Here is a 14,023-nt window from a genome sequence, read left to right as displayed (position 1 = left end):
AGCCGGTGCCGAAACCACGGAACGTGACCAGACCGCACAGCCGCGCGCACCGGGGCCAGAGCAGCCGCGCCCCGTTGGTCGAGCTGCCCGCCGCAGGATGCACGCTCCCCGTGCCCGGCATGCCGCCGGGCCGGGAGTGGACGGATGCCGACCGCGCCCGCTGGGATGAACTGTGGCGCTCCCCGCAGGCCGTCATGTGGGACGACACGGCGCGCGGCACGGTCGCTGTGCTCATCGTGTACGAAGCCGCCATCCTCGCCGGAACCGCGTCCGCATGGCAGGCCCAGGAAGCCCGCTACGCCGGAGAAGCACTCGGACTCACCCCCCGCGCCATGGCCGCACTCGGATGGCAGATCACCGACACCACCGGCGGCCCCCAGTGACGGCCCGCAGAGCGGCCCGCGCCGCCGCAGCACAGCAAGCCGAACCACCCGTCTTCGACTACCGCGACCCCCAATACGGCATCCCCCGATGGCCACCCGCCCCGGACAACCCCGTCCCTCTGTCCCTGATCCGGCAGGCACGCCGCCGCGCACGAGAAGCCCGCAAGGCGTGGGAACACGAACACGGCCAGCACAACAGCCCCGCACAGCAGACAGCCCCGGAACCCACCCCCCACCTACGCCGCCGGAACGCCACGGACGGCCCCACAACGGCCCAGGGAGGAGACGACGAACCCACCTGAGGCACCCACAGGCCCGGGAAGAACGGGCCTTGCCCGCGCTCACCGCCTCAACGGTGCGGATCAGGGCGCGGCGTCTGAGCACGTCCCCTCAGCCGTCCGGACGCCGCCCCCGGGGGACACCCGAATTCCGGGCCGAAGGACGACAGGAACGCAGGGGTGAGCCGCCTCTCGCCCTGCCAAGTTTCACCAACCGCCGTACCCGCAACCCCCTGTGACCACAACCGGCACCCGCCCCGACACCCGCGCGCCCCCGGACGTACTCAGCCCACAGCCACAGCAGCGAGCCATTCCCAGACGACATGAACGACCCCACCAACCACCCGCCCCCGAACCCGCCGCTCCCGGGGGAATGGGACCTGTATTGCGCGGTCTTTCAAAGAGTGTATGGATCTTCGTTTATCGCTTCCCCGACGCCATGGAGGGCGGCGCGAAGGTTGGGGGGCGCGTCGATTGCCGCCTCACCTTTTCGCGCCGCTTCGGCCAGCACGTTCAATGTGCGAATTGAAGCGATTTCGGAAACGGTAGGGATGATGGATTCCGCGAGTTCCTCGGCTTCCCTCCATGCTCGAACTCCGAGGAATGAGGCCAGAAGCCTAGCCGAGTAGATACCACGATAACCAACCTGTTGACGTTCCTGGCAGCTCAAATTCTGTTGCAGTAGCGGAATCGCCTTTGCCCAGTCGCCCACCTTCTCAAATTCACAGGCTTGATGGCCATCGATTTCCTCTGCCGTGATCCACCAAGCCCAGAATGGGTCACCGATCTTTTCGCCATCCCCAAGGAGCGAGCGGGCATGGTCAAATGCGTTTGCGCTTTCCGATTCCTGCCCAGAAGCAGATAGACCTCTAGCCTCACGAGTTCTAAATATTGCTTCAACACGTGGCGGCAAGCCGCCTTGTTCGAGGATGGAACGCGCAATTGCTATTTCTTCTCGTGGACGGCCCAGCCATCCGGATTGCATTCCGATGTTCTGCAAAATTAGCAGCTCGATAGCCCGGTCACCCGATAGCCTCGCCAACAGCAGTGCCTCTTGATTGAATCTGCGGGCCGTATCATGCTTCTCTGCGTCGAATAGTGCCCAGCCTGCGACTTCCGCCAATTCTGCTGCGGCGGCGCGAATGTCCCGCTCATAGCGTGGTTCGTAGGCGCCTTCGCCAAGTCGGCGATGTACGGCTTTGAAAGCCCGTGCAGCCATGTCCGCGATCGGAAGGCCGTTCATCTCATTGTCGAGGACAACGAGTCGTCTCGACATTCGACGGATGGCGTGCGCGTAGTCATCGCCTCTCGCGTCATCCTGATCAGGAAGCGGAACGGGTAGCGGAATGCTTCCCTGATGCGCCTTGAGGTCGTTCACGGTGACGTCCAACGCCTGAGCGATGAACGGCAGCCATTCGCGGGGGGTGCGCTTGCCCGTCTCGTATCGGCTGATCGCTTGCCGCCCGAACGATGGCGCGTCGTCAGGGATGCCTGCCGCGCGGCATGTCTCGCGGGCTAGGCGTGCCTGGCTCCAGCCCCGATCTTCGCGCAGACGGCGGATGTTGGCCCCGGTGACGCTGGTCATGTCCCCATTGTGGCCGACAGTTGGCCGACACCGGGCCGCTATGCAGCCGTCACCACCGGCGGGACGGTGGGCAGGACGCAGTACCCCCGCGACCGTGCGACCGGTCCGGGGGCGTGGACCACCTGAGAAAGGCAGGCAGCCATGCGGGAGCCTACGTCAACCACTGCTGACCGGGGGTCCCCACCAGGGGGGACCCAGTGCGCGCCCGACGACCCCCAGGGGGCGCGGTTGCTTCCCTGGCCCGATGCGGACGGCGGTCCGGCCTACCTCCCTCCGGGCAGCGAAGGGGGTCGTCTGCCGCAGCTCGCTGATGAGGTGGAGGGCGCGCAGCTCGGCACCGGGGCCCAGGTGCTGCGCTGCGCCCGCGAACTGCTCGCCGATCCGGCCGCAACCGCACCGGAGTTGCGGTTCGCGGCCACCCGGCTTGCCGAGTGCCTGTCGGATGCGCTGCGGGTTGCGGAGTCCCAGGGCGCGCGGCTGGCGGAAGGGGACAAGAGGTGACCCGCGCGACGTACCGGTTCCGTGAGTACACCATCGGCCCGGACACCGGCGCGGACGCGGAAGCGGTCACCCACACGATGCAGTGCCGGGTGTGCGAGGAGACCGGGCCGACCGCCACGGACGCCGGGGACGGTACGGCGTGGGCGGCCCGGCACGTGAAGGGGAACCCCGGGCATCTGGCCTACCGGGAGCACGTCACCCGCCCCTACCGCTTCACGGCCGGGGAGTGGCAGTGACGCACACGGTCATCAGGGGCGCCGAATGGACGCTCACCGCAGAACGGGCCGAGGGTGCCCCGGCCGGGAGGTACGCGGCGGAGTGCATGACGTGCGGCGAGGCGTCGCCATGGGCGGACAACGACCCCAAGCCGGTGGGCATGTGGGCCCTGGACCACACCCACCGGCACGGGCTGACGCATAGTCAGTTCCTCAGTACGGCACAACGGCACTGGCGCGTAGATCCCGTGCGCTCCGGTCATGGCCCCAGCGCCCGCCCCGGTGACCGGCCCCCGAGGGCGCACGCACGGCCACCGGCCCGCAGACTCCGGCGCCTGACGACGCGCGCAGGGCGGTTAGCGGGCGCGCTGGTTCTGACCGTGTCCGCAAGGTGCCTGCCGAGTCTGGGGGCCCGCCGGACACCGGGAGGAGCGCGGGCCGACTGATGGACTCCCGCCCGGCCGGGGACGAGACGACGTACCCCCCGGCCGTGCGGGAACCGGTGGCGCTTCTGACCGGACAAGCCAGCGAGCATCACGGGCAGACGTGCCCGATCTGAGCGGACGCGCTCAGGCTCCCGCCCCGGTCCGCCCCCTCACGGGGGATGCCGCACCCCCCGGTGCGGTGAGAACGCCACCAAGCCCCGCCCGCACGCCGCCCCCATCGGCACAGCGGGCGGGGCCCTTCCGCGCTGACCCGTTGACGGCGTCGCGTCGCGGGCCCCACCCCGGGGGCCGCTGCGCTCCCGACAGGGCCCATACAGACCGGGGCCGTTGGCGCTCCTACAGACCCCGGCAAGTCTCTGACCTGCACGTATGTGCCCCGCCGAGTCGTCGCGCCGATGGGGGTGCGTAAGGACCCTTGACAACCTTGACCGGTGAGTGCCCACTGACCGGCCTCACCCGCCGCCCCAACCCCTTGCCCCATCCGCTCCCTTGAGGCCCTTGCGACCTTGGGGCCCTTGCGACCTTGGGGCCCTTCGGACTCCGGGGACCCTTGGGACTGTGGGACCCGGCCACCGCCCAGCACCAAGGCGCCCGACCGGTGGTCCGGTCGGGCGCCTTGGTCGAGCTCATGGCTGCCGCCTCGCCTCATGGGCGTCGGGCGACGGCGGAAGGCCGTGGGTCACGCCTTCTTGGTCTCCCAGAAGATCTTGTCGATCTGGGCGATGTAGTCCAGCGCCTGCTGGCCGGTGGCCGGGTCGGTGCTGGCCTTGGCGGCGCTGAGGGCCTTGAGGGTGTCGTTCACGAGCTGGTGGAGCTCGGGGTACTTCTCGAAGTGCGGGGGCTTGAAGTAGTCGCTCCACAGCACGGAGACGTGGTGCTTGGCCAGCTCGGCCCGCTGCTCCTTGATGGTCGTGGCGCGGGCGCGGTAGTGCGGGTCGTCATTGGCCAGGTACTTCTCCTGGATGGCCTTGACGGATTCCGCCTCGATCCGGGCCTGAGCGGGGTCGTAGACACCGCAGGGGAGGTCGCAGTGGGCGCTGACCTTCACCTTGGGGGCAAACAGGCGGGAGAGCATGACGCTGTCCTTCCTCGTGATCGTCTTCTCAGGGGCGAGATTACTCCGTGCAGGTCGCGTTTTCTCGGCCGACCCGGGCCGGGCGCCCCGGCTTAGGCCAAAAGTCCAATGGTTGACTGGTGCGGAGGTCGGACAGTGATCGCGGACGACTGAAGCGTGGAGGAGTGCGATGAGGCTGGGGCTCGCCGAGGTCTACAACCCTTCGATGCAGCCCACGCTGCGGCCCGGGGATCAGCTCGTGCTGAGCTACGGGGCCCGTGTGCGACCGGGGCACGTGGTCGTGCTGCGGCATCCGTTCCAGCACGATCTGCTGATCGTCAAACGTGTGGTCGAACGCCGCGCCGGTGGCTGGTGGGTCGTCGGGGACAACCCCGAGGTGACGAACGACAGCCGCGAGTTCGGCGTCGTGCCGGACGGGCTCGTCGTGGCGCGGGCCATGGTGCGGCTGCGGTCGCCGCGGAGCGGTCAGGTGCTGGGCTGGCTGCCCTCCGCCGTCCGTCCGCTCACCGCGCGCTCGCGGCGCTTGCGGGCGCGGTAGGCGGCGACGTTCGCGCGCGTCGCACAGCGGTCCGAGCAGTAGCGCTTGGACCGATTCGTTGACGTGTCGATGTAGGCGTTCCGGCATGGTGTGGCCTCGCAGACGCCGAGACGGTCCACGCCCAGGTCGGTGAGCTGGAACGCCAGCCCCATGCAGGCGATCGCGGTGTAGCCGGCGGTCGCGCTGGAGGGGTGTTCGGCCAGGTGCAGGTGCCAGCGGGGGTGGCCGTCCTCGTCCAGGTGGTCGTGGCCGGAGATCTGGGGGCTCGCCGGGTATTCGAGCAGCAGCGCGTTGAGCAGGTCGACCGCCCGGACCTCGTCGCCCTCGGCGGCGGCCGTGAAGACGGCGCGCAGCCGGGCCCGCACCCCGCGCAGCCTGGTCACGTCTGCCTCGCCCGCCCGGCGGGCGGCGTGCTGGGCCTCACCGAACAGCGCGCGCACGGCGTCGACCGAGGTGAGGGAGTCTGTGCCGCGCAGCGGCTCCTCGGTGTTGACCAGGCGGACCGCGAAGTCCGAGTAATAGGTCAGTTCCACTTGCGTTCCTTACAGGTGCGGCCCTATGGTCAGCAGCGTACTAGTAATGGGTGGCGACGCGAAGTGTCTATTACTGAGAGGGGCGGGTATGACCGACTGGCAGGCATGGCAGGAGAGTTGGGACCGGCAGCAGGAGTGGCACCTGCCGGACCGCGAGGAGCGGTTCCGCGTCATGCTGGACACGGTCGAGGCGCAGGTCGGCGACCAGCCGCGCGTGCTGGACCTGGCCTGCGGCACCGGCAGCATCAGCGCCCGGCTGCTGCGGCGGTTCCCCGGCGCGGTCAGCACCGGTGTGGACCTCGACCCGGCGCTGCTGACGATCGCGCGCGGCACGTTCGAGGGCGAGAGCCGGGTGGAGTTCGTGACGGCCGACCTGACGGACCCGGAGTGGACGGCCCGGCTGCCGTACGACTCGTACGACGCGGTGCTCACGGCCACGGCGCTGCACTGGCTCACCGCGGACCAGCTCCGCACGCTCTACCGGCAGCTCGCGGACGTCGTGCGGCCCGGCGGCGTGGTGATGAACGCCGACCACATGCCGGGCGACTCCACGCCCCGCGTCCACGCCGCCGAGCGCGCCTTCACCGAGGCGCGGCAGGCGCGGGAGAAGGCGGTGGGCGTCCTGGACTGGAAGGAGTGGTGGCGCGTGGTCTCGACGGCCCCCGAGCTGGCGGAGCAGGCGCGGCAGCGGTTCGAGATCTACGGCGATCACGCGGACGGGGAGATCCTCCCGGTCACCTGGCATCTGGACACGCTGCGCGCGGCGGGCTTCGACGAGGTCACGGTGGCCTGGGCCTCCGTGACCGACGCCCTGGTGCTGGCGCTGCGCTGAGCCGGTCCCCCACCGGGAGCTCGGACTCAGGGCCCGGGGGTGTCCCGTTCCCCCGGGGCCTGGTGACGGCGGTTCAGACGCGGGCCACGCCCTCCGCGCGGGCCGCTTCCGCCACCGCCGCCGCCACCGTCGGGGCGACGCGCTCGTCGAACGGGGACGGGATCACCCGGGACGGGGACAGCTCGTCCGCGACCACCGCCGCGAGGGCCTCGGCGGCGGCCAGCTTCATGCCTTCCGTGATCCGGGAGGCGCGGACCGCGAGGGCGCCGGAGAAGATGCCCGGGAACGCCAGCACGTTGTTGATCTGGTTCGGGTAGTCGCTGCGCCCGGTGGCGACGACCGAGGCGTAACGGGCGGCGACGACCGGGTGGATCTCCGGGTCCGGGTTGGCCATGGCGAAGATGAACGCCCCCGACGCCATCTTCGCGACCGCCGGCTCGGGGACCGTTCCGCCGCTGACGCCGACGAAGACGTCCGCGCCGTCGAGGGCCGAGGCGAGCGAGCCGGTCAACCCGGCCCGGTTGGTGAGGGCGGCCAGCTCCCGCTTGACGTCCGTGAGGTCCTCACGGTCGGCGGAGACGACGCCCTTGCGGTCGCAGACCACCACGTCGCCGACGCCCGCCCCCAGCAGGATCTTGGCGATGGCGACACCGGCCGCCCCCGCGCCCGAGATCACCACCCGCAGCGAGTCCATCGAACGACCGGTCAGCCGGGCGGCGTTGCGCAGGGCGGCCAGGGTGACCACGGCGGTGCCGTGCTGGTCGTCGTGGAACACCGGGATGCTCACGCGCTCCTGGAGCTTGCGCTCGATCTCGAAGCAGCGCGGGGCGGAGATGTCCTCCAGATTGATGCCACCGAACGAGGGCGCCATCCGCGCGATCGTCTCGACCAGCTCGTCGGGGTCGCGGCAGTCGAGCGCGACCGGGACGGCGTCGACACCGCCGAAGTGCTTGAAGAGGACGGCCTTGCCCTCCATGACCGGCAGGGACGCCTCGGGACCGATGTCCCCGAGGCCGAGCACCGCGCTGCCGTCCGTGACGACGGCGACGACCTGCGACTTCCAGGTGTAGTCATGGACCAGCTCCGGCTGCTCCGCGATCGCGCTGCACACTCGGGCGACCCCGGGCGTGTACGCCAGGGAGAGGTCGTCCGCGTCACGCAGCGGCACCGTCATGCGGATGGCCATCTTGCCGCCGCGGTGCAACGCGAACGCCGGATCGACCCCGGTATCCGGGAGATCATTTCGGGGATTGACAATCTCGGAAGCCACTGGAGGAACCCCTTTACTGCATCACTGTTTTGGTGGCCGCTCCCCGGTCGGGAAACGGGCGGGCACCACGTCCGCGAGGGTGTGCAGCGGACGCCGGGCGCGTCGCACACGAGCCCAGGTCCCCGGGTGAGGGGTGTATCGGGTTGTTTTACCTGATCGATCAGCTAGGTACGAGTTGATTCGGTTCGGGACGATGAACGCCCGCTCTCCGCGGGTACGGAAAACGGGCAGCTTGTGGCCAGTGGGGTATTACCCGCGCGCGATTCCGCTTACTGGGGAGCCGCCCTATGCGTGATGCATCTCTCACGCTGCGCGCCCCCGGATCACGCCCCTTTGAGAACCGCGCGACGCCGGACGAGTTGCTCACTCCCGGTGACCGGTACCCGGTGTCCGTTATGCGATCTTGACGTTCCGGGAGGCTGAACGGGGGGCGCCGAGTGGCAGGATGCCTCCATTGAAAAACCCACACCCGCGCACAACCGCACCCCGTCGTGACACCCGAAGACGCGTGCCCGACCTCTCGGACCATCCGCCACCCCAGGAGGACCAGGCCATGACTCCCAGTTCCACCCGTCGCTCCCGACGCCTCGCCGCGATCGGGGCGTTCGTCGCCGCCGGCTCGCTGCTGCTGGGCGCGTGCGGCGACCAGACCGACGACGAGGGCAATGGGGACACCGGCGGCGGGGACACCCCCGAGGAGTCGGTCGGCTCGGAAGCCCCGCTCTTCGACCTGCTGCCCGCGGACATCCAGGAGGCCAGCGAGATCAACGTCGGCTCGGACATCGCCTACGCGCCGATCGAGTTCATCGACGAGGATGACCAGATTACGGGCATTGATCCCGATATCGCCGCCGCGCTGGGTGAAGTCCTGGGAGTGGACTTCACCTTCGAGAACGGCACGTTCGACGGCCTGATCCTGGGCATGAACAACGGCCGCCACGACGTCATCATGTCGGCGATGACCGACACGAAGGAGCGCCAGGAAGGCGCCAGCGAGGACGCCGAGGGCGGTGCCGACTTCGTCAACTACTTCCAGGCCGGCTCCGCCATCCTGGTCGCGGCGGGGAACCCCGAGGGCATCGAGTCCCTGGCCGACCTGTGCGGCATGACCGTCGCCGCCCAGCAGGGCACCGCCAACGCCGACCTGGTCGAGGCCCAGCAGGAGGAGTGCGACGACCCGATCGATCCCCTCATCAGCGAGGTGGACACCGACTCGATCACCGCGCTCCAGACCGGCCGCGCCGCCGCCGTCATCACCGACTACCCCGTCGCGCTCTACAACGAGCTGACCGCGGGCGACGGTGACCTGTTCGAGGTCGTCGGCGACCAGATCGACGCCGCGCCGTACGGCATCGCGGTCTCGAAGGAGAACACCGAGCTGCGCGACGCCCTCCAGGCGGCGGTGCAGGAGATCATCGACAACGGCACCTACGCCGAGATCCTGGCGGACTGGAGTGCCGAGGCCGGGGCCATCGAAGAGGCGACCATCAACGCGGGCGAGTGACGCGCGTGCCTGACGTCAACAAGTCGAATGAGCCGGGGGAGCCGAACGAGCCGAACGAGCCGGGCACGCCCGCCCGGCCGGGCCGGTTCCCGAGGGCCAGGAGGCCCGGCGGGCTCGGCAAGACCGCGGGGGGGACGGCCGATTCGCGGGACCTGATCAAGGCCGTCCCGGTGCGCCACTACGGCCGCTGGTTCAGCGCCGTCGTCGTGGTCGGGCTGCTGACCCTGCTGGTCGTGGCGTTCGCGGGCGCCGACATCGACTGGGGCGTGGTCGGGGAGTATCTGGACGACGACACGATCATCGACGGCGCGCGCCGGACGCTGTGGATCACGCTGCTGTCGATGCTGGTCGGCGTCGGGCTCGGCGTGACGCTCGCCGTGATGCGGCTGTCGAAGAACCCGGTGCTCTCCAGCGTGGCCTTCGGCTACATCTGGTTCTTCCGGGGCACTCCCGTGCTGGTGCAGCTCGTCCTGTGGTTCAACCTGTCGTACATCTTCGACACCCTGAACCTGGGCTTCTACAAGGACGAGATGAACGACGTCATGACGCCGTTCGTCGCCGCCCTCCTCGGGCTCGGCCTCAACGAGGCCGCCTACATGGCGGAGATCGCCCGCGCGGGCATCCTCTCCGTGGACCAGGGGCAGACCGAGGCGGCCCACGCGCTGGGCATGAACGGTGCCAAGACCACGCGCCGGATCATCCTGCCGCAGGCGATGCGGGTGATCATTCCGCCGACGGGCAACGAGTTCATCAACATGCTCAAGACCTCGTCGCTGGCGTATGTCATCTACTACGAGGAGCTGTTCCGGGCCGCCGACACCATCAGCTCCCGGAATCTCGCGGTGATGGAGCTGCTGATGGTGGCGACCGTGTGGTATCTGATCCTGACCACGATCTTCAGCGTCGGGCAGTACTACCTGGAGCGTTACTACGCCAAGGGGTCGAGCCGCCAGCTCCCGCCCACGCCGTGGCAGCGGGTCCGGGCGCAGCTCACGTCGTTCCGCCCGAAGAACAAGGTGGGAGGCGTCACCGTATGAGCGGTCAGCCGATGGTGAAGGCCGAGCGCGTCCACAAGTCGTTCGGCCTGATCCCGGTACTCAAGGGCATCGACCTGGAGGTGCGGACCGGCGAGGTGTTCTGCGTCGTCGGCCCCTCCGGGTCGGGCAAGTCCACCTTCCTGCGCTGCATCAACCACCTGGAGAAGATCAACGCGGGCCGCCTGTACGTCGACGGGCAGCTCGTCGGCTACCGGCAGAAGGGCAACAAGCTCTACGAGATGAAGGAGCGCGAGGTCGCCGCCCAGCGCCGCGACATCGGCATGGTCTTCCAGCGCTTCAACCTCTTCCCGCACATGACCGCCGCGCAGAACGTCATGGAAGCGCCCATGCAGGTCAAGGGACTTCGCCGGGCGGAAGCGCGGCAGCGGGCCGAACAGCTCCTGGACCGGGTCGGGCTGGCCGACCGCATGGAGAACTATCCCTCCCAGCTCTCCGGCGGTCAGCAGCAGCGTGTCGCGATCGCACGGGCGTTGGCCATGGACCCCAAGCTGATGCTCTTCGACGAGCCGACCTCGGCGCTCGACCCCGAGCTGGTCGGTGAAGTCCTCGACGTGATGCGGGGGTTGGCCGAGGAGGGGATGACCATGATCGTGGTCACGCACGAGATGGGCTTCGCGCGCGAGGTCGGGGACTCACTGGTCTTCATGGACGAGGGCGTGGTCGTGGAGTCGGGCCGCCCCCGGGACGTGCTGAGCAACCCGCGCCACGAGCGCACCCAGGCGTTTCTCTCCAAGGTCCTCTAGGTCCTCTAGGTCGTGTAGTCGGCGTTGACGCGGATGTATCCGGCGGACAGGTCGCAGCCGTAGACCGTGGCGGCGGCCTGTCCGAGGCCGAGTCCGATGACGATGTCCACCTCGTCCTTCCGCATGGCGGCGGTGAGTTCGGCCAGGGTGTCCGGGCCGGGCTCGTCCGGGTAGACCTCGACCGCGCCGAAGCGCACGCTGACCTTGTCCGGGGCGATCGTCGTCTCGTCGGTGTTCTTGCCGATGGCCATCAGCACCCGGCCCCAGTTGGGGTCGGCACCGTGCACGGCGGTCTTGACCAGTGGGGAGTTCAGCACGCTCTTGGCGACGCGCTTGGCCTGCGCCGGGTCGACGGCCCGCTCGACCGTGACGCGCAGCAGCTTGGTGGCGCCCTCGCCGTCGCGCGCGAGCTGGAGGGTCAGGTCCAGGCACAGATCGGCCAGGGCGGCGGCGAACTCCGCCGGATCGACCGGCCCCGCCGCGCCGTTGGCGATGACCGCCACCGTGTCGGAGGTGGAGGTGTCGGTGTCCACGCTCAGACAGTGGAATGTGCGGTCCACCGCCGTGCGCAGCGCGCCGTCCAGCTCGGCCGGGGACAGCGCCGCGTCGGTGACGACGTAGGCCAGCATCGTGGCCATGTCCGGCTCCAGCATGCCGACGCCCTTGGCGACGGCGACGAGGCGGGCCGGACCGACCGCGCGTTCGGCGGTCTTGGGGCGGGTGTCGGTGGTCATCATCGCGCGGGCCACGTCCAGCGGGCCCGCGTCGTAGGCGGCGAGACCGCGCTCCGCCGCCGCGTCGAAGTGCGCGCGGATGGTGTCCATCGGCAGCGGGCGGCCGATGACCCCGGTGGAGCCGATGAGCACCTCGTCCGCCGGTATCCCGAGGATGCCGGCGACCCGGCCGACGACCTCGGCGGCGTTCCTCTCGCCCTCGCGGCCGGTGGCGACGTTGGCGTTCTGGGCGAGCGTGGTCACGGCGCGCAGCCGCCGCCCGGCGGCGTGCGCGCGGCTGAGGGCGACGGCCGGTCCGGCGAAGAGGCTCTTGGTGAACATCGCGGCACTGACGGCCGGCCGGTCGGAGGCGATGACGGAGATGTCGTCACCGTGCTCACGCAGCCCGCCGTGGCCAGCGTAGGCGCGGAAGCCCGTGGGCCACGTCAGATATTTATGCGGCATGGTGCATATCTTTGCATGCCCCCACGGGGGCCGGCCAGCTCCACCCCGGGCTGTTCTCTCCTCGACCGGGGCATCCCCGCGCGTCCTCGGCGGCCGACACAGGGCGAGCCGTGCGGTGGGTCGCGGACGCCGCGCCGGCCTGGCGATCTCCAGGTCGTTCGCCCGTGCCACCGACTCGTGGACGGACCCTGATCGACTCCTCATCGGGTCCTGATCGGTCCTGATCGGTCCTGGGCGGCGGGGGGTCGCGCGCCCGGCGGAAGCCGGTGACACCGCCAGGCGACTGCGGGCCAGTCCGCCCTACACCCCTCGCCCTGGTGTCAGTGACGCAGCCGTGCCCATGCCTCCAGGGGGGCGGCGCCGTCGTGGGGGGCGAGTTGGCCCGCCTTGACCCAGCCCCAGGACTGGAAGGCCGCGCGGGCCGGGGTGTTGCCCGGCTCCAGCAGGGCCAGGCCGAGTGATGCGCCGGCGCGCGCCAGCAACTCCTTCTGGGCCCGCGTCGCCACCGCCTGCCGCTGCCGCCGGGGGGTGACCATCAGCCCGGCGACGCGGAACACATGGCCGCCGGCGGCCAGCTCGGCGATGCCGAGGGGCACGTCGGAGACCTGGAAGCCGTAGGCGCAGCCGACCAGCTTCGGATCGCTGGCCACCACCATGTCGAACCCCGGCTGTCCCAGGTCGTGATCCACGAACGCGCGGACGAACTCCTCGCGCGACAGCGCCCGTACGCCGGGGACATCCTGATGCGCCTCCGCGTACAGGTCCCCGATCTGCTCACGCTCGGTCTCGGCCTGCCACCTGCTGAGGCGCCGCAGGAAAACGCTGCTCATGCCAACCCCCTCTCCCTGTGGCAATCGTCGCACCTCGACGGCGGTTCTGGAATGGAGTGGTCCGTTATGGCTAGCGTGAGGGCATGTTTGCTGCCTACGCCGCGCGATTCGACCGGAACGAGCCGCTGAACGGCCTTGAGCTGGGCGATCGGCCCGACCCCGAGGCCCGACCCGACTGGACGGTGGTGGACGTCAAGGCCGCCTCCCTCAACCACCACGACCTGTGGTCCCTGCGCGGCGTCGGGCTGGGCGAGGAGGCCCTGCCGATGATCCTCGGCTGCGACGCGGCCGGAGTGGACGCCGACGGCAATGAGGTCGTGGTGCACTCCGTCATCGGCGAGAGTGGCCACGGCGTCGGGCCGAAGGAGCGCCGCAGCCTGCTCACCGAGAAGTACCAGGGGACGTTCGCTGAGCGGGTCGCCGTCCCGGCGTGGAACGTACTGCCCAAGCCCAAGGAGCTGTCGTTCGAGGAGGCGTGCTGCCTGCCGACGGCGTGGCTGACCGCGTACCGGATGCTGTTCACCAACGGCGGCGTGCGGCCCGGCGACAGCGTGCTCGTGCAGGGCGCGGGCGGCGGCGTCGCCACGGCGGCCGTCGTGCTGGGCGCCGCCGCGGGGCTGCGGGTCTTCGTCACCAGCCGGGACGAGGCGAAGGGCAAGCGGGCCGTGGAGCTGGGCGCGGAGGCCGCGTTCGCGGCGGGGGAGCGGCTGCCGCACCGCATGGACGCGGTGATCGAGACGGTCGGCGCGGCGACCTGGTCGCACTCGGTCAAGTCCCTGCGCCCCGGCGGCACCCTGGTGATCTCCGGCGCCACCTCGGGCCAGGCGCCACCGTCCGCCGAGCTGAACCGGATCTTCTTCCTGGAGCTGAAGGTCGTCGGCTCCACGATGGGCGGCAAGAACGAGCTGGCCGCCCTGCTGAGCTTCTGCGCGGCGAAGGGCGTCCGCCCGGTGATCGACTCGGTCCTCCCGCTGGACCGCGCCCGTGAGGGATTCGAACGCATGGCGCGCGGCGACCTGTTCGGGAAGATCGTCCTGACTGTGTGACGGTCCGG

At 70.0% G+C, this 14,023-nt stretch carries 16 protein-coding genes; 10 read left to right on the top strand and 6 right to left on the bottom strand.

Annotation, left to right across the window (positions count from 1 at the left end; genetic code table 11):
* The first annotated feature begins 23 nt into the window (after window positions 1–23).
* Window positions 24–383: a phage terminase small subunit gene (locus OIE51_RS08910; protein WP_326596747.1), complete on the top strand. Its 360-nt coding sequence runs from the start codon at window positions 24–26 to the stop codon at window positions 381–383.
* 675 nt (window positions 384–1,058) lie between these two features.
* Here OIE51_RS08910 and OIE51_RS08905 read toward each other — a convergent pair.
* Window positions 1,059–2,246 (bottom strand): helix-turn-helix transcriptional regulator, encoded by a 1,188-nt coding sequence (locus tag OIE51_RS08905; protein WP_326596746.1) that lies wholly within the window; start codon window positions 2,244–2,246, stop codon window positions 1,059–1,061.
* A gap of 315 nt (window positions 2,247–2,561) precedes the next feature.
* Here OIE51_RS08905 and OIE51_RS08900 point away from each other — a divergent pair, with 315 nt between their 5' ends.
* The 3 genes from OIE51_RS08900 to OIE51_RS26910 are packed head-to-tail and all read left to right on the top strand — an operon-like array spanning window position 2,562 to window position 3,408.
* The gene (locus OIE51_RS08900) at window positions 2,562–2,747 is read left to right on the top strand and encodes a hypothetical protein (RefSeq protein ID WP_326596744.1); all 186 of its coding nucleotides are present in this window, start codon (window positions 2,562–2,564) and stop codon (window positions 2,745–2,747) included.
* Window positions 2,744–2,983 (top strand): DUF7848 domain-containing protein, encoded by a 240-nt coding sequence (locus tag OIE51_RS08895; protein WP_326596742.1) that lies wholly within the window; start codon window positions 2,744–2,746, stop codon window positions 2,981–2,983. Before OIE51_RS08900 ends, OIE51_RS08895 begins: the two co-directional genes overlap by 4 nt.
* Entirely contained in the window at window positions 2,887–3,408 is a 522-nt protein-coding gene (locus OIE51_RS26910; protein ID WP_442811887.1) for a DUF7848 domain-containing protein, read from the top strand. Before OIE51_RS08895 ends, OIE51_RS26910 begins: the two co-directional genes overlap by 97 nt.
* 679 nt (window positions 3,409–4,087) lie before the next feature.
* Here the strand turns inward: OIE51_RS26910 and sodN are convergent.
* Complete coding sequence (gene sodN / locus OIE51_RS08890; RefSeq protein ID WP_059012219.1) at window positions 4,088–4,483, bottom strand: superoxide dismutase, Ni; 396 nt, start codon at window positions 4,481–4,483, stop codon at window positions 4,088–4,090.
* 169 nt (window positions 4,484–4,652) lie between these two features.
* On the opposite strand from sodN, the gene sodX reads away from it, so the two are divergent.
* A complete protein-coding gene (sodX, locus tag OIE51_RS08885; RefSeq protein ID WP_326596739.1) occupies window positions 4,653–5,021 on the top strand; it encodes a nickel-type superoxide dismutase maturation protease in 369 nt (122 codons plus the stop codon).
* On the opposite strand, the gene OIE51_RS08880 is transcribed toward sodX, so the two are convergent.
* Window positions 4,949–5,554: a CGNR zinc finger domain-containing protein gene (locus tag OIE51_RS08880; RefSeq protein ID WP_326596738.1), complete on the bottom strand. Its 606-nt coding sequence runs from the start codon at window positions 5,552–5,554 to the stop codon at window positions 4,949–4,951. The genes sodX and OIE51_RS08880 overlap by 73 nt on opposite strands.
* 88 nt (window positions 5,555–5,642) lie before the next feature.
* Between OIE51_RS08880 and OIE51_RS08875 the strand changes: the two genes are divergently transcribed.
* On the top strand, window positions 5,643–6,386 hold the full coding sequence (locus OIE51_RS08875) for a class I SAM-dependent methyltransferase (protein WP_326596736.1): 744 nt from the start codon (window positions 5,643–5,645) through the stop codon (window positions 6,384–6,386).
* Between the two features lie 73 nt (window positions 6,387–6,459).
* On the opposite strand, the gene OIE51_RS08870 is transcribed toward OIE51_RS08875, so the two are convergent.
* A complete protein-coding gene (locus OIE51_RS08870; RefSeq protein WP_326596735.1) occupies window positions 6,460–7,656 on the bottom strand; it encodes an NAD(P)-dependent malic enzyme in 1,197 nt (398 codons plus the stop codon).
* Window positions 7,657–8,209: 553 nt separating this feature from the next.
* On the opposite strand from OIE51_RS08870, the gene OIE51_RS08865 reads away from it, so the two are divergent.
* The 3 genes from OIE51_RS08865 to OIE51_RS08855 are packed head-to-tail and all read left to right on the top strand — an operon-like array spanning window position 8,210 to window position 10,961.
* Window positions 8,210–9,160 (top strand): ABC transporter substrate-binding protein, encoded by a 951-nt coding sequence (locus tag OIE51_RS08865; RefSeq protein WP_326596733.1) that lies wholly within the window; start codon window positions 8,210–8,212, stop codon window positions 9,158–9,160.
* Between the two features lie 5 nt (window positions 9,161–9,165).
* Window positions 9,166–10,197, top strand: a complete 1,032-nt coding sequence (locus OIE51_RS08860) for an amino acid ABC transporter permease (protein WP_442811886.1) — start codon at window positions 9,166–9,168, stop codon at window positions 10,195–10,197.
* Window positions 10,194–10,961 carry an amino acid ABC transporter ATP-binding protein gene (locus tag OIE51_RS08855; protein WP_326596731.1) on the top strand — a complete coding sequence of 256 codons (768 nt, stop codon included), beginning with the start codon at window positions 10,194–10,196 and terminating at the stop codon, window positions 10,959–10,961. Before OIE51_RS08860 ends, OIE51_RS08855 begins: the two co-directional genes overlap by 4 nt.
* Before the next feature lie 5 nt (window positions 10,962–10,966).
* On the opposite strand, the gene argJ is transcribed toward OIE51_RS08855, so the two are convergent.
* On the bottom strand, window positions 10,967–12,139 hold the full coding sequence (argJ, locus tag OIE51_RS08850) for a bifunctional glutamate N-acetyltransferase/amino-acid acetyltransferase ArgJ (protein ID WP_326596730.1): 1,173 nt from the start codon (window positions 12,137–12,139) through the stop codon (window positions 10,967–10,969).
* A 320-nt stretch (window positions 12,140–12,459) separates the two neighbouring features.
* The gene (locus OIE51_RS08845; RefSeq protein WP_326596728.1) at window positions 12,460–12,969 is read right to left on the bottom strand and encodes a GNAT family N-acetyltransferase; all 510 of its coding nucleotides are present in this window, start codon (window positions 12,967–12,969) and stop codon (window positions 12,460–12,462) included.
* A gap of 83 nt (window positions 12,970–13,052) precedes the next feature.
* Here OIE51_RS08845 and OIE51_RS08840 point away from each other — a divergent pair, with 83 nt between their 5' ends.
* Entirely contained in the window at window positions 13,053–14,015 is a 963-nt protein-coding gene (locus OIE51_RS08840; RefSeq protein ID WP_326596727.1) for a zinc-binding dehydrogenase, read from the top strand.
* The last annotated feature ends 8 nt before the right edge of the window (window positions 14,016–14,023 follow it).

The organism is Streptomyces sp. NBC_01803, assembly GCF_035917415.1.
Taxonomy (GTDB): domain Bacteria; phylum Actinomycetota; class Actinomycetes; order Streptomycetales; family Streptomycetaceae; genus Streptomyces.
The sequence above is the reverse complement of the archived record's forward strand: the minus strand, read 5'-3'. Positions and strand labels throughout refer to the sequence as shown.